Raw genomic sequence first — 19,199 nt, forward strand, 5'->3', positions numbered from 1 at the left:
CTATTGAATTAGGTCACTGCATTCATAGGGAAGATCAGCATGCGCAAGCCTCAGCTCGTTCTCGTCATTGCGCTCGCCGGAGGGCTCGCCGCCTGTGGTGAAACCTCCAGCCTGCAAGTTTCCGACGGCACCGGCCCGTCTCCCCAGCTGCCAGAACCCAACAAAACCCTGATCCCGACGGTGAACATAGCCCCGGCAATCGGCTGGCCGGCCGGCGCGAAACCGATCACGGCGGCGGGGACTCAGGTGGCAGCGTTTGCTGAAGGGCTGGATCACCCGCGCTGGCTCTATGTGCTGCCCAACGGCGATGTGCTGGTCGCCGAAACCAACGCGCCACCGAAACCCGATGACGGCAAAGGCATTCGCGGTTGGGTCATGGGCAAAGCCATGAAACGTGCCGGCGCGGGTGTGCCGAGCCCGAACCGGATCACGCTGCTGCGCGACAAGGACCACGACGGCATTGCCGAAACCCGCACGGTGTTCCTGGAAAACCTCAACTCGCCATTCGGCATGACGCTGGTCGGCAATGACCTGTACGTCGCCGATACCGATCGCTTGCTGCGCTTCCATTATGAAAATGGCGATACGGCGATCAAGTCGCAGCCGATGAAAGTGATCGATCTACCGGGTGGCACGCTGAATCACCACTGGACCAAAAACGTCATTGCCAGCAAGGACGGCAGCAAGCTGTACGTCACCGTGGGCTCCAACAGCAACGTCGGCGAAAACGGCCTGGACAAGGAAGAAGGTCGTGCGGCGATCTGGGAAGTGGATCGCGCTACCGGTAATCACCGAATCTTCGCCTCAGGCCTGCGCAACCCCAATGGCATGGCCTGGGAGCCTCGGAGCGGTGCCTTGTGGACAGCGGTCAACGAGCGCGATGAAATCGGCAGCGACCTGGTGCCGGACTACATCACCTCGGTCAAGGACGGCGCGTTCTATGGCTGGCCGTTCAGCTATTACGGCCAGCACGTGGACATTCGCGTCGAACCGCAAAACCCGGACCTGGTGGCCAAGGCCATTGCGCCGGACTATGCGGTCGGCCCACATACTGCATCGCTGGGCCTGACGTTTGCTGAAGGCACCACACTGCCAGCGCAGTTCAAGGAGGGCGCTTTCATCGGCCAGCACGGTTCGTGGAACCGAGATCCGCACAGTGGCTATAAAGTGATTTTCGTACCCTTCGCGGGCGGCAAACCGACCGGGAAGCCGATTGATGTGCTGACCGGCTTCCTCAATGACGAAGAAAAAGCCATGGGCCGCCCGGTGGGCGTAGTGATTGATCAGCAGGGTGATTTGCTGGTGGCGGATGATGTGGGGAACAAGGTATGGCGAGTGTCGGCGACTAAATAAACACCACGGACTGTAGGAGCGAGGCTTGCCCGCGAAGATTTTGGTGGTTTTGCCGGCCTCTTCGCGAGCAAGCCCGCTCCCACACTTGACCTCTGGCGCACGCAATTTTTGTGTTCACCGCAGATCAAATGTGGGAGCGGGCTTGCTCGCGAAAAGGCCCTCAATGCAGCCAAAAAACCACCTGCCTAGCGCTTGCGACAAAGCGTCAACCCATCCCCTATCGGCAACAACGACAGATCCACACGCAAATCACCCTTCAACGCGCGATTGAGCGCCTGGATGGCCCGAGTGTCTGCGCTCTCGGAATGCTCCTCAAGCACCCGCCCGCTCCACAGCGTGTTATCGAAAACCGCCAAACCGCCGACCCGCAGCAGACGCAGCGCGTGCTCCAGATAGCTCGGATAGTTAGCCTTGTCGGCATCAATGAAAATCAGATCAAACTGCCCGGCCTGCCCTTGCCGTTCAAGCTCGGCGAGGGTTTCCAGCGCAGGCGCCAGACGCAGATCAATCCGCCCGGCGAGCCCCGCTTCCTGCCAATAACGGCGCGCGGTGGCGTTGTAGTCGCCGGGAATGTCACAGCAGATCAGCGAACCGTCCTCCGGCAACGCCGTCGCCATGCACAAGGCGCTGTAACCGGTAAACGTGCCGACTTCCAGCAAACGCCTGGCGCCGGTGAGTTTCACCAGCAGCGCGAGGAATTGCCCTTGCTCCGGCGCGATCTGCCAGCGAGCCATGGGCAGCGCCTGGGTTTCGTCGCGTAAACGCTTGAGCAGCGGCGTTTCCCTGAGGGAAACGTCGAGCAGGTATTGATACAGGGAGTCGTCGAGATTGAGCGTGCGAGCGGTCATGACAACCTCTAGGGATTGCGCGCCAGGTGCTCAGGTTGCAGGACGCGCTTGGCGCTGAGATAGGCTTTCTGCCAATAAGCCTTGGACAAGCTGTCGAGCTTCACCGTGCCGCCAGTGGCCGGCGCATGGACGAAGCGGCCTTCGCCGACGTAGATCCCGGCATGACTGACCTGGGAGCCGCCATTGGTGGCGAAGAAGATCAGGTCGCCGGTTTGCAGGCCTTCCTTGCCCACACTGGCCGCCTGCATGCTGATCAACTCACGCGTGGTACGGGGCAGGGAAATACCGGCGACGTCACGGTAAACGTAACCGATCAGGCCACTGCAATCGAATCCGGAATCCGGTGTGTTGCCGCCCCAGCGATACGGCGTGCCCACCAGGCCGAGCGCGCGAAACAGCACGTCTTCTGCCTCGGGGGAGAAGGGTTGGGAGGCGTTGAAAACAATCGGCGCGCGAACCACTGGCGCAGGAGGCGGTGGGCGGCTGGCGCAAGCGCTGAGCAGTGCTGCGAAGAACATGAGTGCGAGGCGGGCCGACATCGTCATAAGCAGAACATCCTGATCTGGCTGCGGCTTTTTTCTGCCGGAAAGACAGAAAAGAAAACCGCCTGCGCAGGACGCAGGCGGTTTGCCATCAATAATAGATCAGGATTCTAGCGGCTATGCGGCAAACTTCAAGTAAGACTTTAAGTTCACCTTACAAACTGTCCGCTTATTTGCGTGCGGTGACGATTGTCGGGGCCGCATTCGGCGCCATCGCGAGTGCACGCTTGGCTTCGATGAAGGTTTTGCTCCAGTAGCTGTCGCCCAGGCTATCGATTCGGACACCACCGCTGCGGCGGCTGCTGGAATGGATGAACTGGTTGTCACCCAGGTAGATTCCGGCGTGACTGACGCGACCGCGACGGCCATTGGTTGCGAAGAACAGCAAGTCGCCCGGCTCCAGTTTGCTGCGAGAAACCAGCGGAGCGTCGACGTTGATCATTTCGCGAGTGGAGCGCGGCAGGTTCATGCCCGCTTCTTCACGGAACAGGTAACCGATGAAACCGCTGCAATCAAAACCGGCTTCGGAGGTGCCGCCGAAACGGTAACGGGTACCGATCAGGGACATGCCACGTTCGAGGATACTGTCGGCGAGGACCGGAAGCTGGTAGGACTTGCCGTCGGCGAAGGCTGCCAGTTCTTTTTCGGTGGCCGCTTCTTCCTGCTCGAGCACTTGCTGATACAGGGTGGAAGACTGGGCGGTAGCAGCGTTTTTAACCTGCTGTTGTTGCTCTTGCTGGGACACTGGGGAGTGAGCAGCGCAACCGAACAACAGGGTGACGAGTGCGAGGGGCACGAGGGGTGCAAAGCGATTTAGCATGGGCACGACCGTGGCTGATAGTTGTAAAGAAGGCGAGACTATGCCCGCTATCAACCTCATTTGCAAATTCAATCGATCTTTATGTGACTTCTTGGTTTCTCGTTTACATCTAAGCGCTTAAGCCCCATTTAAACGCTTGCGCAGCCTGCAGCCCTGTAGGAAAGCGGATTTTCTTGCGCCTGAAACAGGCCCAAACCCGCGAAAACCTTGGGGCTCACCAGCCTAAAGTTTCTTTCAGGAAAGGGATCGTCAGCTTGCGCTGAGCTTGAAGGGAGGCCTGATCGAGTCGCTCAAGCAGCTCGAAAAGCGCACTCATGCTGCGAGTACCACGGGTCAAAATAAAGTGCCCGACTTCGTCGGTCAGGTGCAGTCCGCGACGGGATGCGCGCAGTTGCAAGGCACGCAATTTGTCTTCGTCGGAGAGCGGTCGCATCTGAAAGATCAGCGCCAGGGTGAGGCGGGATTTGAGGTCCGCCAGCTTCACCGGCAGTTCACGCGGGGAGGTCGACGCGGCGATCAGCAGGCGTCGACCGCTGTCTCGCAGACGATTGAACAAGTGGAACAGCGCCTCTTCCCAATCCGCTCGACCGGCAACCGCCTGTAAATCATCGAGGCAGACCAGTTCGTATTGTTCGAGGTTGTCGAGGATTTCGATGCCGCGATCCAGCAGTTCGGCCAACGGCAAATACACCGCCGGCTCGCCCAGCTGTTCGAAGCGCAGGCAGGCCGCCTGCAACAGATGCGTACGCCCTACCCCGTCCTTGCCCCAGAGATAAATCAGGCTTTCGGTCCAGCCGGCGTCGGCTTCGCATAGACGCTCGACATAGCCGAGTGCAGCGGCATTGGCGCCTGGGTAGTAGTTGATAAAGGTAGCGTCATCACGCAGACGCACACCTAGGGGCAGCTGAATCGGTTTCATGCTGACTGAACAGTTCCAACGGAACCGTTAGTGGCCTCTGTGTAAAGTTTGCGAAGTTTATACCCGTGACGCTGGTCGCACAATGCGACAGACCACAAGCAAAATCAAAGGTTTGCGTTAACGCACTGGTTTTGTGACAGTTTCTTTGGCGCTACCGCTGGCAGCCGCGCGAAGGTGGCGGGCCAATCCGGCATAAACCGGATCGCCCGCCAAGCGCCATCAACTCGCCTTATAGCTCAGGTTCGTCGACGCCACTGTAAATTTCAGAATCTTTATATAAATCATGTACATGGCGCACCAGCACCATGATCACCGCCGCCACCGGCAGCGCCAGCAGCACCCCGGTAAACCCGAACAGCTCGCCACCGGCCAGAATCGCAAAGATCACCGCCACCGGATGCAGACCGATGCGGTCCCCGACCAGCAACGGCGTCAGCACCATGCCTTCCAGCGCCTGGCCGACCATGAACACCGCGACGATGCCGATCATGGGATACAGATCGCCACCGAACTGGAACAGGCCGGCAATCAGCGCCGCGCCAATCCCGATGACAAACCCCATATACGGCACGATCGCCGCCAGACCGGCAATCAAACCGATCAACAGGCCCAACTCCAGGCCCACCAGCATCAGGCCCGCGGCGTAGATCACGCCCAGCGCCACCATCACCAGCAACTGGCCGCGCACAAACGCCCCAAGCACTTCATGACATTCACCGGCCAGGATGACCACACGCTCTTCGCGATCACGCGGTAGCAGGCTGCGGATCTTGGCCATCATCACGTCCCAATCCCGCAACAGATAGAAGGCCACCACAGGGATCAGCACCAGATTCGCCAGCCAACCGATCAACGCCAGCCCGGAAGCGGTCGCCTGACTCAGGACGATGCCGACGATGTCAGTGGTCTGGCCCATGTGCTCGCTGATGGCGGCCTTGAGCTTGTCGAATTTCCAGAAGTTATCCGACAGGCCAAATTTCGATTGTGCCCATGGCAGTGCGGTGTGCTGCAACCAGTCGAGCATCTGCGGTGCCAGTTCGTACAAGCGAAACAGCTGCTTGGCGAGCATCGGCACCAACACCAGCAGCAAGGCCGTGAAGATCAAGGTAATCAGCGCAAACACTGCCACCACGCCCCACGTCCGCGACAGGCCGGCCCTCTCCAGCCGATCCACCAGTGGATCGAACAGATAGGCCAGCAGCAGTGCTACCAGAAAAGGGGTCAGGATCGGATGCAACAACCAGACGAACACGCAGAGCAGGATCACCCCACCCAACCAGAACCAACGCCGCGTATCGGCCATGTACCACTCCAGCTTCTATATAAGGAACGAAAAGAAAAACTTACCAGCGAAAACGTAACTGCGGCGTCGGTGCCGGCGGTGGCGCTACGACCGGAGCCGAACCGTCGGCCACAGGCTGAACCGGTGCCGTGGGCGCTGGCGCCTCGCCTGCCGGAACCTCCTGCAGCCTGGCCAGCGACAATTGCGCGCGCAGTTGATCGGTACTGCCTTTGACCCGGTAAAGAATGCGGTCACCGTCGACACTTTGTGGTCGCCCGCCAAACGGCTCCAGCAAACGCCCAAGCGCCGCGTAGTGCTCCAGATTCATGCCCTGCACTTCCAGCAATTGTTCGGTAGACGCCCCCGGTTTGGCGACGTAGCGTGGCGCCAGGCGCTCATTCACAGCCAGCATCACCGCATCTGCCAAAGCAGCCTGATCGGCGCCTTGCACGCTCCCCGCCTCTTTCTGGTCGCCCAGCCACAAACGCCAGTTGGCCTGCCATTGACCCCCTTCTTCATGGGCATGTACCGCCAGCAAGGCATCGGCGTTGTAACGCTCCGATGCACCACGCAACGGTGCCGGATCGGTGCCTTCAAGATTCGGTGCGGTGGCGACAATCTGCTCGTTCAGATCCGCCAGCGGCAGACGCAGCGGCAGACCGCGGTGTTGAGCGGCGCGACGCAGCGGTGTAGCGCTGGCCTGGCCATCGCCGACCAGGCTCGAACCCTCGGTGGAATCGTTCAACCACCAGCCCAGGATCGACGGCCGATTGGCGCCCCACATGGCCAGTCCGGCGCGACGCAGCGCCTGTTCGGTGCTGGCCGGGTCGAAATCGACTTTCAGCACTTCCGGCGGCCCGGCATCAAAACCGTACTGGCTGATGATTTGCTGCGGGTCCTTGCGGATCGCCGCCAGCCCCGGACTTTGCGCCGCCTTGGGATCGCCGGTCAGGCGCAACACCAGCGTATCCAGCGCCTCCTGGGTCGCTTGGTCGCGTATCTCAGGCGATTGACCGCTGACGGGCTGACGCACCTGATACAGGTTTTTGACGGTTTCAGCCTGACTCGCCAGGCTGACCAATGACAAACAGCCGACAAAAAAGAATTTACACAAACGCATGGAAGATTCCTGACGACAAGAGCGGCTGGAACAAACCGCATGAAGATGACCGGGCAAGGCTGTGACCACATCCCGGCGCAAAACATTCACACGATCGCTTGAGTTTTTCGCACTGTCATAACGATAGACGGTTAATCGCGATACCTTATACAGCCATGAAGGATGCCACCGACACGAGCAATCGCGGTTTTTTTAAGCCGATATGCCCCTGCCGTCGGCGTGAGGATGGCCGCTGCCCCTCAAGCCTGATAAAATCGCGCGCCTTCGCAGACCGGCAACAGCCGGGCACCCTGGAATATGCGCTCGGCACTCGCCCTCGTTTGTTTCGGCGGTCCCACTGGACTCGGTCGTTACCCCTGAATCCCCCCTAAAGGCCTGGATCATGAGCAAGCAACCCTCCCTGAGCTACAAGGACGCCGGTGTAGACATCGACGCCGGTGAAGCATTGGTCGAACGCATCAAGAGCGTCGCCAAGCGCACTGCGCGCCCGGAAGTCATGGGCGGCCTGGGCGGTTTTGGCGCCCTCTGCGAAATCCCGGCCGGCTACAAGCAGCCCGTGCTGGTTTCCGGTACTGACGGCGTCGGCACCAAGCTGCGCCTGGCATTGAACCTGAACAAGCACGACAGCATCGGCATCGACCTGGTGGCCATGTGCGTCAACGACCTGGTCGTTTGTGGCGCCGAGCCGCTGTTCTTCCTCGACTACTACGCCACCGGCAAACTGAATGTCGAAACCGCGACCCAGGTCGTGACGGGCATTGGCGCAGGCTGCGAGCTGTCCGGCTGCTCCCTGGTCGGCGGCGAAACCGCTGAAATGCCTGGCATGTACGAAGGCGAAGACTACGACCTGGCCGGCTTCTGCGTCGGCGTCGTGGAAAAATCCGAAATCATCGACGGTTCGAAAGTCGCAGCCGGCGATGCCTTGCTCGCCCTGCCGTCTTCCGGCCCGCACTCCAACGGCTACTCGCTGATCCGCAAGATCATCGAAGTGTCCGGTGCAGACATCGAAAACATCCAGCTCGACGGCAAACCGCTGACCGACCTGCTGATGGCCCCGACCCGTATCTACGTGAAGCCGCTGCTCAAGCTGATCAAGGAAACCGGCGCCGTCAAAGCCATGGCCCACATCACCGGTGGTGGCCTGCTGGACAACATCCCGCGCGTTCTGCCAAAAGGCGCTCAGGCCGTGGTTGACGTGGCGAGCTGGACCCGCCCGGCCGTATTCGACTGGCTGCAAGAGAAAGGCAACGTCGACGAAAACGAAATGCACCGCGTGCTAAACTGCGGCGTCGGCATGGTGATCTGCGTGGCTCAAGAGCACGTTGAAACCGCGCTGAACGTGTTGCGTGAAGCTGGCGAGCAGCCTTGGGTCATCGGTCAGATCTCCACCGCTGCCGAAGGCGCAGCCCAGGTTGAACTGAAGAACCTCAAGGCTCACTGATGTCTCAAACCTGTGATGTTGTGGTGCTGTTGTCCGGCACCGGCAGTAACTTGCAGGCCTTGATCGACAGCGCACGGACCGGCGACAGCCCGGTCCGCATCGCTGCGGTGATTTCCAACCGCGCCGACGCCTACGGCCTGCAACGCGCCAGGGACGCGGGTATCGACACCCGCACCCTGGATCACAAGGCGTTCGAAGGCCGCGAAGCCTTCGATGCCGCCCTGATCGAACTGATCGACGCCTTCAATCCCAAACTCGTGGTACTGGCCGGTTTCATGCGCATTCTCAGCGCTGGCTTCGTGCGTCACTACCAGGGTCGCCTGCTGAACATCCATCCCTCGCTGCTGCCCAAATACAAAGGGTTACACACTCATCAGCGCGCGCTGGAGGCCGGCGACACAGAGCACGGCTGCTCCGTGCACTTTGTCACCGAGGAACTCGATGGCGGACCACTGGTCGTACAGGCAGTAATACCGGTAGAGTTGCAGGATTCGCCGCAGAGTCTGGCGCAACGCGTCCATGCTCAGGAACACCTGATCTACCCGATGGCCGTACGCTGGTTTGCCGAAGGTCGTTTATCACTCGGCGAACAAGGTGCTTTACTGGATGGCAAGTTACTCGCGGCCAGCGGCCACTTGATTCGAACCTAGGAGATTTTATGCGTCGTGCCCTGCTCTTCGCTTGCGCTCTGCTCGCCCTGCCTTTTGCGCAGGCTGCAGAACTACAACCTTTCTCCGCCAGCTACACCGCTGACTGGAAGCAGTTGCCCATGAGCGGCACGGCTGAACGCAGCCTGACCAAGGGCGCCAACGGCGTTTGGACACTCAGTTTCAAAGCGTCGATGATGATCGCCAGCCTTTCCGAACAAAGCACCCTGACCGTGGACAAGGACACCTTGCTGCCACAGTCCTATCACTTCGAACGTGGCGGCCTGGGCAAAGCCAAGAAGGCTGACCTGGACTTCGACTGGACCACCAAAATGGTCACCGGCACTGATCGCGGTGACGCGGTCAAGCTCCCGCTCAATCGCGGCATGGTCGATAAATCCACTTATCAGCTGGCCCTGCAACACGACTTGGCTGCCGGCAAGAAAAGCATGAGTTATCAGGTGGTCGACGGTGGTGAAGTCGATACTTATGACTTCCGCGTGCTGGGTACGGAAAAAGTCGACACCAAGGCTGGCCAGATCGAAGCGATCAAGGTCGAGCGCGTGCGCGACCCGACACAAAGCAAGCGCATCACCGTGCTGTGGTTCGCCAAGGACTGGGACTACCTGCTGGTCCGTCTGCAACAAGTTGAAACCGACGGCAAGGAGTACAACATCATGCTCCTCGACGGTACGGTCAATGGCAAGGCTGTCAAAGGCAGCTGATCCGGGTCTACCCAGAAGCCCCCGGTCAATGAGGTAATGCTCGTTGACCGGGGGTTTTTTTATGGGTTCCTACCTCACGGCGGGGTACTTGGAAACCTGTAGGAGCGAGCTTGCTCGCGAAGAACGTTAACGATGACGCGTTTCAACAGGGCTGCCTGTGGGTTCTTCGCGAGCGAGCTCGCGCCTACAGGAGACTGTGGTTCTCGGTGCCCAACCACCAACAAAGTGGAACGCGTAACACCAGGAATGCTCTATACCTTCAAGGTCTTTTTTGATCGAATGATTTTCCCCAGCCTGCGAGGTTTCCCATGACTGTTACCGTCAATACCGTTTCCGCCGAAGGTTTTCGCCACAGCGTCCAGATCGATGAACACGAGCTCTTTGCGGACGTCCCGCAATCCGTGGGCGGCGAAGGCACGGCGCCAGAGCCACATGACTACTTCGACGCCGCCCTGGGTGCCTGCAAGGCCCTGACCCTGAAAATGTACGCCAGGAAAAAAGACATCCCGCTGACCGGCGTCACCGTCGAAGTCAAACGCGACAACAGCCAAGAGCAGCAAGGCAAATACGCGCTGCACGTCAAACTGACACTCAAGGGCGTGCTCACTGACGCCCAGCGCGATGAATTGCACCGCGTGGCCGACCGTTGCCCGGTCCACAAACTGATGACCAGCACCGAAGTCAGCATCGAAACCCACCTGTCTGAAGGTGCGTTCAGCCAATAGCGGCAAGGGCTGCACAAGCGGGTTATGCTCCACGCGTCACCCGCTCAGCCTGGAATGCACCATGACCACTCCACTCGTGATCCGTCCCCGCGCCGAAGATGTCGAAGGCCAGCCGATTCTGCGCCCTCTGCCATCCGCCAAATGCCGCAGTGTCGGGCCTTTCGTGTTTTTCGACCACATGCTGGAAACCCGTTACCCGGCCGGCAAAGGCATGAACATCCGCCAGCACCCGCACATCGGCCTCTCCACCCTCACCTATCTGTTTCAGGGGCAGATCCAGCACAAGGACAGCCTCGGTTCCGACCAGGTAGTGGACACCGGCGATGTCAGCTGGATGACCGCGGGCAGCGCAATCGCCCACGTCGAGCGCACGCCCGAAGCGTTGAAAGACAGCGGATTCACCATGCACGGTTTGCAGATCTGGCTGGCGTCGCCCAAGGAACACGAGCAAGGTCCCGGGCATTACAGTCACCATCCGGCGGCTACGCTACCGGTCAGCGATAACCTTGGAGTGAAGATCCGGATGATCGCCGGGACAGGCTTTTGCCTGGAATCCCCGGTCCCGGTACTTTCTCCGACGCTGTATGCCGAATTGAACCTGCAAACCGCGACGACCTTGCTGATTCCTACCGAACACGAAGAGCGCGCGTTGTACGTGCTGGACGGCGAGGTGCAACTCGATGGCGAACGGATAGAAGCGCATTCGCTGGTGGTATTGCCGGTCGGCGAAGAGATGACGCTGTTCGCCGAGAGCGACTGTCATGCCGTGCTGTTTGGCGGTGCGCCACTGGACGGGCCGCGCCGGATCAACTGGAATTTTGTGTCGAGCGATCCGGCGGCGATCGACGAGGCGCGCCGGCGCTGGGCGGCGGGGGACTGGCCGACGGTGCCGGGGGAAGTTGAGCGGATTGAACTGCCTTGAGGCAAAAATCAAGAGATCGCAGCCTCGTTTCACTCGACAGCTCCTACAGGTGTACACATTTCCATGTAGGAGCTGTCGAGTGCAACGAGGCTGCGATCTCTTGATCCTAGAGTCCAATCAACCCTTGAACACTTCATCCAGCAAGCTATGCATCGACGCAAACGCCCGAGCAGCCACTTTCGCGTCGTACATCATCATGCCCGGCACATTGGCGTGCGGATCGGTGAACGAGTGCACCGCGCCGCCGTAGCTCAGCAGTTGCCAATCCACACCCGCGGCATTCATTTCATCTTCAAACGCCGGCAGTTGCTCTTTCGGCACCAACGGATCAGAGGCACCGTGCAGCACCAGCACTGAGCCTTTGATCTGCTTGGCATCCGCCGGGTTCGGTGAATCCAGCGTGCCATGGAACGACACCGCCGCTTTGACGGGCGCACCGGTGCGAGCCAGGTCCAGGGCGCAGCAACCACCGAAGCAGAAACCGAACGTCGCCAGTTTCGAGGTATCAACCGCCGCCTCGCCCTGGCTTTGCAGCTGTTCGAACGCTGCGGTCATGCGTTTGCGCAGCAACGTACGGTCATGCTTGAGCGGCATCATCGCGGCACCCGCCTCGTCGCCGTTCTGTGGACGAACCGACTGACCGTAAAGGTCCGCGATCAGCACCACATAACCCTTGGCCGCCACCGACTTGGCGATCTCCTCGGCACCGGCGCTGACGCCCATCCAGTTCGGCGCCATCACCAACCCCGGGCGCGGGCCTTTATGCTCGGCGTCGAAGGCCAGGCGACTTTCATACGACTGGCCGTCAATCTGATAAGCGACGGAACGAACAGTGATTTGGCTCATGACTAACTCCCAGTTAAAAACACCAGAATAAAAAAAACCCGCCGAAGCGGGTAATGCCGGTGTAGGAGCAAGCTTGCTCGCGATGGACTCAAGAGCGCCGCGTTTAGCCAGTAAACACGCGTTATCGTTAACGACCATCGCGAGCAAGCTCGCTCCTACAAATTCCTAACTCACCGGCATTAGCCGAAGCGGTTTTTTGTACAACGCAGTTAAACCGACAGTTCAACCAGCAGCTTGTTGAGACGGCGCACGTACGCGGCCGGGTCTTTCAAGCTGTCGCCGGCCGCCAGGGCCGCTTGATCGAAGAGGATGTGCGACAGGTCGCCGAAGCGTTCGTCGCTCTGCTCGTTGTCGAGCTTCTCGATCAGCGGGTGAGCCGGGTTGAATTCGAAGATCGGCTTCGACTCAGGAACCTTCTGTCCGCTGGCTTCGAGGATCTGACGCATCTGCATGCCCAGGTCCTGCTCGCCGATGGCCAGAATCGCCGGGGAGTCGGTCAGACGGTGGGATACCCGTACTTCAGCGACGGAATCGCCCAGCGCGGTTTTCAGACGCTCAACCAAGCCTTCTTTGGACTTGGCGACTTCTTCCGCAGCCTTCTTGTCTTCTTCCGAATCCAGGTTGCCCAGGTCCAGGTCACCGCGCGCCACGTCGACAAAACTCTTGCCGTCGAAGTCGCTGAGGTAGCTCATCAGCCACTCGTCGATGCGGTCGGTCAGCAGCAGCACTTCGATGCCTTTCTTGCGGAAGACTTCCAGGTGCGGGCTGTTTTTGACTTGCGCGTAAGTTTCGCCGGTCAGGTAGTAAATCTTGTCCTGACCTTCCTTGGCGCGTGCCAGGTACTCGGCCAGCGCAACCACTTGCTCGCCTTCTTCGCCCTGAGTGGACGCAAAACGCAGCAGGCCCGCGATTTTCTCTTTGTTGGCGAAGTCTTCTGCCGGGCCTTCTTTCATGACCTGACCGAAGTTCTTCCAGAAGCTCTTGTATTGCTCTGGCTCGTTCTTCGCCAGTTTTTCCAGCATGTCCAGAACACGCTTGGTCAGCGCCGACTTCATCGAGTCGATGATCGGGTCTTTCTGCAGGATTTCCCGCGACACGTTCAACGACAGGTCATTGGAATCGACCACACCTTTGATGAAGCGCAGGTACAGCGGCAGGAACGACTCAGCCTGATCCATGACGAATACGCGCTGTACGTACAGCTTCAGGCCTTTAGGCGCTTCACGCTGGTACAGGTCGAACGGAGCACGGGCCGGTACATAGAGCAGCGAGCTGTATTCGAGCTTGCCTTCGACCTTGTTGTGGCTCCAGCTCAGCGGGTTTTCGAAATCGTGAGCGACGTGTTTGTAGAACTCCTGGTATTCCTCGTCCTTGATCTCGGTGCGAGGACGGGTCCACAGCGCGCTGGCGCGGTTGACGGTTTCCCATTCAACGGCCGGTTGCTCTTCGCCTTCAGCGGCTGCCACTTCTTTCGGCAACTCGATCGGCAAAGCGATGTGGTCGGAGTACTTCTTGATGATGTTGCGCAGACGCCAGCCATCGGCGAATTCGTCTTCACCGGATTTCAGGTGCAGGACGATGCGAGTGCCGCGTTCGGCTTTCTCAACGGTCGCGACTTCAAAGTCACCTTCACCCTTGGACGACCAATGCACGCCTTCGCTGGCGGCAGCACCGGCACGGCGGCTGAACACGTCGACTTTGTCGGCGACGATGAATGCAGAGTAGAAACCCACGCCGAACTGACCGATCAAGTGCGAATCTTTTTTCTGGTCGCCGGACAGGTGTTTCATGAAATCGGCAGTGCCGGACTTGGCGATGGTCCCCAGATGGGTGATCGCGTCTTCACGGCTCATGCCGATGCCGTTGTCTTCGAGGGTGACGGTTTTAGCGTCTTTGTCGAAGCTCACACGGATTTTCAGTTCGGCGCCACCTTCCAGCAGTTCAGGCTTGGACAGGGCTTCGAAACGTAATTTGTCGACAGCGTCAGAGGCGTTCGAGATCAATTCGCGAAGGAAAATTTCCTTGTTGGAATACAGCGAATGGATCATGAGGTGCAGCAGTTGCTTCACCTCGGTCTGGAAGCCCAGGGTTTCCTTTTGAGTTTCCACACTCATGGTCATCAAACTCCAATCAGATGGCTAAGCCGCGACCTTGAGGGTCGGCGGCGGGATGTCATCAAAGTTGGGGGCTGAGTTCAGGATTTCAAGGGCTCTTCGATTTTGAAATGGGCGCGGGCCGTGGCAATCGGTTCGGCCTCGGTACTTTGCCAGGCGGTAATCGCCACGTTGGCCACCCGCCGCCCCTGCCGGCACACCTGGCACCTGGCCCAGGTGTCGCGAAATTGCCCGGCGCGCAGGTAGTCGAGGGAGAAGTCGATGATCTTCGGCACGCCCGGTGAACCGGTGAAAACCAGCAGGTGCAGGGCGGCGGACAACTCCATGAAACCGGCAATCACGCCGCCATGGATCGCCGGCAATAAAGGGTTACCAATGTTGTCCTTGTTGGCCGGCAGACGAAACAGCAGTTCATCCCCGACTCGCGAACACTCGACACCGATCAGCTTGGCGTAGGGAATCAGGTGCAGCAGCGAGGCGTAGTCCCCTTGTTCATGGGCCTGTTGCAGTTGTTCCTTGAAGTCGCTCATTTCGTACCTCCGGCGATGACGCCGCCAAAGCCTTTGGTGCCTTTGATGCCCTTGCCCATGCGCATGAAGGTGCCCACCACATGGGCAATGGGTTGTTCGGGGTCGTCCTGATAGGCAAAACCGCGCGCAAAGATCACATCAGTGGTGACCCGATAACACTGGGCGAAACCGTAGACATCCTTATGTGGCTCGGCGGCATGCATGTAGTCGATGCGCAGGTCGAGCGTTGGGCAGACTTCGAACTCGGGCAGTACGCACAGGGTGGCCATGCCGCAGGCAGTGTCCATCAATGAAGTCAGGGCGCCGCCGTGGATCACGCCGGTCTGCGGGTTGCCGACAATCTGCGGGCTGTACGGCAGAATCACCGTCAAGCCTTCGCGGCTGGCGCTGTGAACGCGCAGCCCCAGTACCTGACAATGTCGCAGCGCCGACAGGAATCGCGTCGCGCGCTCAAAAACGGGGTTTTCGGCCATGTGATTACAACTCTTCTTAGTGTCCGATCGAAGCAGTAGGCGAAACGACAAAAGTTCCGCCATAAAACAAACTTATATATCTGAACGAATTGAGGAACTTAACGCTGTGGGCTGTGCTCGAAAGGCCAGTAGATATTTTCCATAAGGAGAAACACCCCATGCGTAAGACTTTAGCTATTGCCTTGATGTTGACCGCTTCCCTCGGTCTCGCTGCTTGCGATAAAAAATCCGAGGACAAAGCTCAAGAAGCTGAAAAACATGCTGAGCAAGCTCAGCAAGACATGAGCAAAGCTCAGGATAAAGTGAACGACGCTGCGAAAGAAAACGCCGAAGCTGCCAAAGCTCAGGCTGAATCGAACGAAGCTGCAGCAAAAGAAGCACCTAAAAACTAAAACAGTTTTTAGCGTGATAAAGAAAACCCGCCAAGTGCGGGTTTTCTTTTGTCTGCCGCTTGTGTTTGTAGTGCAATCGTTACAGCAAAATAGTTCTAAAAGTCGGACTAATCATCAGCAGCAACGAACACACTAGTCCGATGAACCACACCAGACTGCGTTGCCAGGCCCAATCGCCCCAATAACACAGCAAGTAAACAATTCGCGTGATCACGAAGATGATAGCCAGCGTATCGATCAGCCAGCCGGCCGTCTGCGTGGTGTGCGCCATCAACACCCCCACTGCAAACAAGATGAACGCCTCGAAACAGTTCTGATGCGCCGCCAGCGCACGGGCACCGAAGCCCGTCAATTGCGCCTGTTGCTGGCGCGGCAGGTGATTGTTGTAACCGCCCTGCTCGTTCATCGCCTTGGCCACTGGAATCTTGGCCACAAAAATCAGCAAGGCACTGATAAACACACACCAGAACGGAATACTCATCAAGCGGCCTCTTTGTTCGCGTCAGGCAAGGGTGCCTCTGTAGGGGTATAGACCATCACGTCGAGAACGTCGGAATGGAACTCGCGGCGGTACAACACCAGCACCACGCCGGCACTCATCAACATGAACAACCAGGGGCTGACAAACCAGGCCAGCATGGTCATGCCGAAATAGTAAGAACGCAGCCCGAAGTTGAACTGGTTGGCCGCCATGGAGATCACCCGCGCAGCACGGGCCGCAAACGCTTTGCGCTCCTGCTCGGACACATGCCGCTCGCCGACCATCGGCGCCGAGCCCACCAGAATGGCGGCGAAGTTGTATTGGCGCATGCACCAGCTGAACGTGAAGAACGCATAGACAAACACCAGCGCCAGGCACAGCAACTTGATTTCCGACATCCCTTGCGAGGCCTGTTGCACCATCGGAATGTCCGCCAACAACGACACCGCCCTTTCGGAAGCCCCCAGCACGGTCAGGATACCGGCCAGGATAATCAGGGTGCTGGAGGCGAAGAACGAGGCGTTGCGCTCCAGGTTGCCGATCACGCTGGCATCGGCGATACGGTTGTCGCGCAGCAGCATGCGGCGCATCCAGTCTTCGCGATACAGGTGCAGCACACTGGCCAGGCACGCGGTGTCGCGGCCCTTCCACGTGGCGTAACGGGTATAGCCGCCCCAGCAGATGGCGAACCAGAGCGCGGCGAGGATGTGGATCAGGTTGGCGTGGATGAACGACATGCAGGTCCTTGTGATGTGTTTGCGGTGTACCGAAATCCTGTGGGAGCGGGCTTGCTCGCGAAGACGGACTCTCGGGCAACATCTCTATTGAATGTTATGCCCTCTTCGCGAGCAAGCCCGCTCCCACATTAGATGTGTGCACGCCCATAAAAAATGCCCCGTATCGATTGATACGGGGCATTTCTGTTCGCTGCTTCAGGCCCGCTTGTGGCGGGCCGCAAAGCTTACGCCAAGGCTTCGGCGCGCTTGCCCAGCAGGCGATCGCAAACCACGGCGACCACCAGGGTCATGACCGATGGCACCAACCACGCCAGACCTTGCTCGCTCAGCGGCAGGTGAGCCAGTTGGGTTGGCATCCAGTCCGCCAGGCCGGCGCCCTTGAGCGCATCGATCAGACCGAAAATGAACGACACCAGCATCACCGGACCGACGATGCGGCCCTGCTCATGCCAGAAGTCCTTGCAGAAACTCAGGGCCACCAGGGCGATGCACGGCGGGTAGATCGCCGTCAGTACCGGAATCGAGAACGCAATCAGCTTGGTGAGGCCCAGGTTGGACACCAGCAAGGAGAATGCGGCCAGGATGATGACCAAGGTCTTGTAGGACAGTGGCAGCACACGGCTGAAGTACTCGGCGCAGGCACAGGTCAGGCCGACCGCCGTCACCAGGCAGGCCAGGGAGATCAGCACCGCCAGGAAACCACTGCCCAGCGAGCCGAAGGTGTGCTGTACGTAGGCGTGCAATACCGCCGCGCCGTTGGTCGCGCCGGCGGCCACTTCATGGCTGCCGGAACCGAGACGGAACAGGCTGACGTACACCAGCGCCAGGCCCACGCCGGCAATCAGCCCGGCAATGATCGCGTAACGGGTGATCAACACCGGCGACTCGACGCCGCGCGAACGAATGGCGTTGACGATGACAATGCCGAACACCAGCGCACCGAGGGTATCCATGGTCAGGTAACCATTGATGAAGCCTTGGGAGAACGGTGCCGCCACGTACTCGGGCGTGGCCACGCCGACGTCACCTGCGGGCAAGGCGAATGCCGCGATGCCCAGAGCGGCCAGGGCGATGATCTTCAGCGGAGCAAGGAAACGCCCTACGGTATCCAGCAAACGGCCCGGATAGAGCGAGATGAAGAACACCAGCAGGAAGTACACCGAGCTATACAGGAACAGCGCCAGCGGGCTTTCACCGGTCAGCGGCGCCAGGCCCACTTCGAAGGACACGGTCGCGGTGCGCGGCGTCGCAAACAGCGGGCCGACCGCGAGGTAGCACGCGGCGGCCAGCAAGCCACCCGCGACTTTACCGATCGGGCTGCTCAAGGCATCCATTGCGCCACCGACCTTGGCCAGCGCGACAACAGTGATCACCGGCAGACCGACCGCCGTGATCAGAAAGCCCAACGCCGCCATCCAGACATGAGGCCCGGACTGCAAACCGACGATAGGCGGGAAGATGATGTTGCCAGCCCCGACAAACAGGGCAAACGTCATAAAACCAAGTGCCAGGATGTCCTGGCCTTTCAACACTTTCATTAAGGAAATACCACACTACTGAATCGGAATTTAGAGAGGGATTTCCCTATGGGTGAGGGAAATGCTGTCGGTCCGTATAGGACTGACCCGTTTAGCGCGTAGCAACCTTGTGGGCAGCGGACGCAAAAATGGCGGCTAGCCTAACGAATTTGGGCAGGAAACGCACTGTTAGGGGGCGAACTATCCGATCTGCGACATTTTTGTGTCGCGTTTTTGCATGTAAAGGGTGGATGTCTGTAAGAACGCCTTCGCGGGCAAGCCTCGCTCCTACAGGTTATTCGCCATACGTGCGGGCGCCGTAATCTGTAGGAGCGAGGCTTGCCCGCGAAGAGGCCCGCACGACCAACACAAACCCCGGAAACGACAAAGGCCACCCGAAGGTGGCCTTTGTTTGGTGAAGCGTCAGTTAAGCGCGAGGCTTACTTGATCGCCCAACCGGTCAGCTCGGACAAAGCCTTGCCGATGTCTGCCAGCGAACGCACGGTTTTAACGCCTGCGTCTTCCAGGGCAGCAAACTTCTCGTCTGCAGTGCCTTTGCCGCCAGAGATGATTGCGCCAGCATGGCCCATGCGCTTGCCCGCAGGGGCAGTCACACCAGCGATGTAGGAAACAACCGGCTTGGTCACGAGTGACTTGATGAAGGCAGCCGCTTATTATTCAGCCGAACCGAAGATCTCACAGATCATGACGAACGCTAACGTCTTCGGGACTTCCTGTAACATCTTCAGGATGTCGATGAACATC

General features: G+C 59.2%; 20 protein-coding genes and 1 pseudogene. 7 read left to right on the plus strand and 14 right to left on the minus strand.

Annotation, left to right across the window (positions count from 1 at the left end):
- Positions 1 to 39 precede the first annotated feature (39 nt).
- A complete protein-coding gene (locus ACIPL2_RS17580; protein ID WP_401358203.1) occupies positions 40 to 1,353 on the plus strand; it encodes a PQQ-dependent sugar dehydrogenase in 1,314 nt (437 codons plus the stop codon).
- A gap of 185 nt (positions 1,354 to 1,538) precedes the next feature.
- Here ACIPL2_RS17580 and ACIPL2_RS17585 read toward each other — a convergent pair whose 3' ends face one another.
- The 6 genes from ACIPL2_RS17585 to ACIPL2_RS17610 all read right to left on the minus strand — a co-directional run bounded on the left by ACIPL2_RS17585 (position 1,539) and on the right by ACIPL2_RS17610 (position 6,884).
- Positions 1,539 to 2,201, minus strand: a complete 663-nt coding sequence (locus ACIPL2_RS17585) for a class I SAM-dependent methyltransferase (protein WP_401358204.1) — start codon at positions 2,199 to 2,201, stop codon at positions 1,539 to 1,541.
- Between the two features lie 8 nt (positions 2,202 to 2,209).
- A complete protein-coding gene (locus ACIPL2_RS17590) occupies positions 2,210 to 2,746 on the minus strand; it encodes a C40 family peptidase (RefSeq protein ID WP_401358205.1) in 537 nt (178 codons plus the stop codon).
- A 166-nt stretch (positions 2,747 to 2,912) separates the two neighbouring features.
- The gene (locus tag ACIPL2_RS17595; protein WP_401358207.1) at positions 2,913 to 3,563 is read right to left on the minus strand and encodes a C40 family peptidase; all 651 of its coding nucleotides are present in this window, start codon (positions 3,561 to 3,563) and stop codon (positions 2,913 to 2,915) included.
- 214 nt (positions 3,564 to 3,777) lie between these two features.
- Positions 3,778 to 4,482 carry a DnaA regulatory inactivator Hda gene (hda, locus tag ACIPL2_RS17600; protein WP_008033543.1) on the minus strand — a complete coding sequence of 235 codons (705 nt, stop codon included), beginning with the start codon at positions 4,480 to 4,482 and terminating at the stop codon, positions 3,778 to 3,780.
- Positions 4,483 to 4,711: 229 nt separating this feature from the next.
- The gene (locus tag ACIPL2_RS17605) at positions 4,712 to 5,785 is read right to left on the minus strand and encodes an AI-2E family transporter (protein ID WP_401358209.1); all 1,074 of its coding nucleotides are present in this window, start codon (positions 5,783 to 5,785) and stop codon (positions 4,712 to 4,714) included.
- A 40-nt stretch (positions 5,786 to 5,825) separates the two neighbouring features.
- Positions 5,826 to 6,884, minus strand: a complete 1,059-nt coding sequence (locus tag ACIPL2_RS17610; RefSeq protein WP_401358211.1) for a DUF2066 domain-containing protein — start codon at positions 6,882 to 6,884, stop codon at positions 5,826 to 5,828.
- A gap of 382 nt (positions 6,885 to 7,266) precedes the next feature.
- On the opposite strand from ACIPL2_RS17610, the gene purM reads away from it, so the two are divergent.
- From purM to ACIPL2_RS17635, 5 genes are all read left to right on the plus strand, one after another.
- Complete coding sequence (purM, locus tag ACIPL2_RS17615; RefSeq protein ID WP_008148639.1) at positions 7,267 to 8,325, plus strand: phosphoribosylformylglycinamidine cyclo-ligase; 1,059 nt, start codon at positions 7,267 to 7,269, stop codon at positions 8,323 to 8,325.
- Positions 8,325 to 8,975, plus strand: coding sequence for a phosphoribosylglycinamide formyltransferase (gene purN / locus ACIPL2_RS17620; protein WP_401358212.1), 651 nt, complete (start codon positions 8,325 to 8,327; stop codon positions 8,973 to 8,975). The genes purM and purN overlap by 1 nt, the downstream gene beginning before the upstream one ends.
- Positions 8,976 to 8,983: 8 nt before the next feature.
- Positions 8,984 to 9,697 carry a DUF3108 domain-containing protein gene (locus ACIPL2_RS17625; protein ID WP_401358213.1) on the plus strand — a complete coding sequence of 238 codons (714 nt, stop codon included), beginning with the start codon at positions 8,984 to 8,986 and terminating at the stop codon, positions 9,695 to 9,697.
- 308 nt (positions 9,698 to 10,005) lie between these two features.
- Positions 10,006 to 10,422: an OsmC family protein gene (locus tag ACIPL2_RS17630; RefSeq protein WP_401358215.1), complete on the plus strand. Its 417-nt coding sequence runs from the start codon at positions 10,006 to 10,008 to the stop codon at positions 10,420 to 10,422.
- 61 nt (positions 10,423 to 10,483) lie between these two features.
- A complete protein-coding gene (locus ACIPL2_RS17635) occupies positions 10,484 to 11,344 on the plus strand; it encodes a pirin family protein (RefSeq protein ID WP_401358216.1) in 861 nt (286 codons plus the stop codon).
- A gap of 117 nt (positions 11,345 to 11,461) precedes the next feature.
- On the opposite strand, the gene ACIPL2_RS17640 is transcribed toward ACIPL2_RS17635, so the two are convergent.
- The 4 genes from ACIPL2_RS17640 to ACIPL2_RS17655 form a co-directional block, all read right to left on the minus strand.
- A complete protein-coding gene (locus ACIPL2_RS17640; RefSeq protein WP_401358217.1) occupies positions 11,462 to 12,190 on the minus strand; it encodes a dienelactone hydrolase family protein in 729 nt (242 codons plus the stop codon).
- A 209-nt stretch (positions 12,191 to 12,399) separates the two neighbouring features.
- Entirely contained in the window at positions 12,400 to 14,304 is a 1,905-nt protein-coding gene (htpG, locus tag ACIPL2_RS17645) for a molecular chaperone HtpG (RefSeq protein ID WP_401358219.1), read from the minus strand.
- An 80-nt stretch (positions 14,305 to 14,384) separates the two neighbouring features.
- The gene (locus tag ACIPL2_RS17650) at positions 14,385 to 14,834 is read right to left on the minus strand and encodes a PaaI family thioesterase (RefSeq protein WP_059402212.1); all 450 of its coding nucleotides are present in this window, start codon (positions 14,832 to 14,834) and stop codon (positions 14,385 to 14,387) included.
- On the minus strand, positions 14,831 to 15,307 hold the full coding sequence (locus ACIPL2_RS17655) for a PaaI family thioesterase (protein ID WP_401358220.1): 477 nt from the start codon (positions 15,305 to 15,307) through the stop codon (positions 14,831 to 14,833). The genes ACIPL2_RS17650 and ACIPL2_RS17655 overlap by 4 nt, the downstream gene beginning before the upstream one ends.
- A 158-nt stretch (positions 15,308 to 15,465) precedes the next feature.
- Here ACIPL2_RS17655 and ACIPL2_RS17660 point away from each other — a divergent pair, with 158 nt between their 5' ends.
- On the plus strand, positions 15,466 to 15,699 hold the full coding sequence (locus ACIPL2_RS17660) for a hypothetical protein (protein WP_401358221.1): 234 nt from the start codon (positions 15,466 to 15,468) through the stop codon (positions 15,697 to 15,699).
- A gap of 79 nt (positions 15,700 to 15,778) precedes the next feature.
- Here the strand turns inward: ACIPL2_RS17660 and ACIPL2_RS17665 are convergent, their stop codons facing one another.
- From ACIPL2_RS17665 to ACIPL2_RS17680, 4 genes and pseudogenes are all read right to left on the minus strand, one after another.
- Positions 15,779 to 16,180 carry an MAPEG family protein gene (locus ACIPL2_RS17665; protein WP_401358222.1) on the minus strand — a complete coding sequence of 134 codons (402 nt, stop codon included), beginning with the start codon at positions 16,178 to 16,180 and terminating at the stop codon, positions 15,779 to 15,781.
- A complete protein-coding gene (locus tag ACIPL2_RS17670; protein ID WP_401358224.1) occupies positions 16,180 to 16,917 on the minus strand; it encodes a DUF599 domain-containing protein in 738 nt (245 codons plus the stop codon). Before ACIPL2_RS17670 ends, ACIPL2_RS17665 begins: the two co-directional genes overlap by 1 nt.
- 224 nt (positions 16,918 to 17,141) lie before the next feature.
- Positions 17,142 to 18,455, minus strand: a complete 1,314-nt coding sequence (gene brnQ, locus ACIPL2_RS17675; RefSeq protein ID WP_401358225.1) for a branched-chain amino acid transport system II carrier protein — start codon at positions 18,453 to 18,455, stop codon at positions 17,142 to 17,144.
- Positions 18,456 to 18,874: 419 nt separating this feature from the next.
- Positions 18,875 to 19,199 (minus strand): annotated as a pseudogene (locus ACIPL2_RS17680) (succinate--CoA ligase subunit alpha); the annotation flags it as partial.

This window comes from Pseudomonas sp. NPDC086251 (genome assembly GCF_044746405.1).
In the GTDB taxonomy this organism is placed as follows: domain Bacteria; phylum Pseudomonadota; class Gammaproteobacteria; order Pseudomonadales; family Pseudomonadaceae; genus Aquipseudomonas.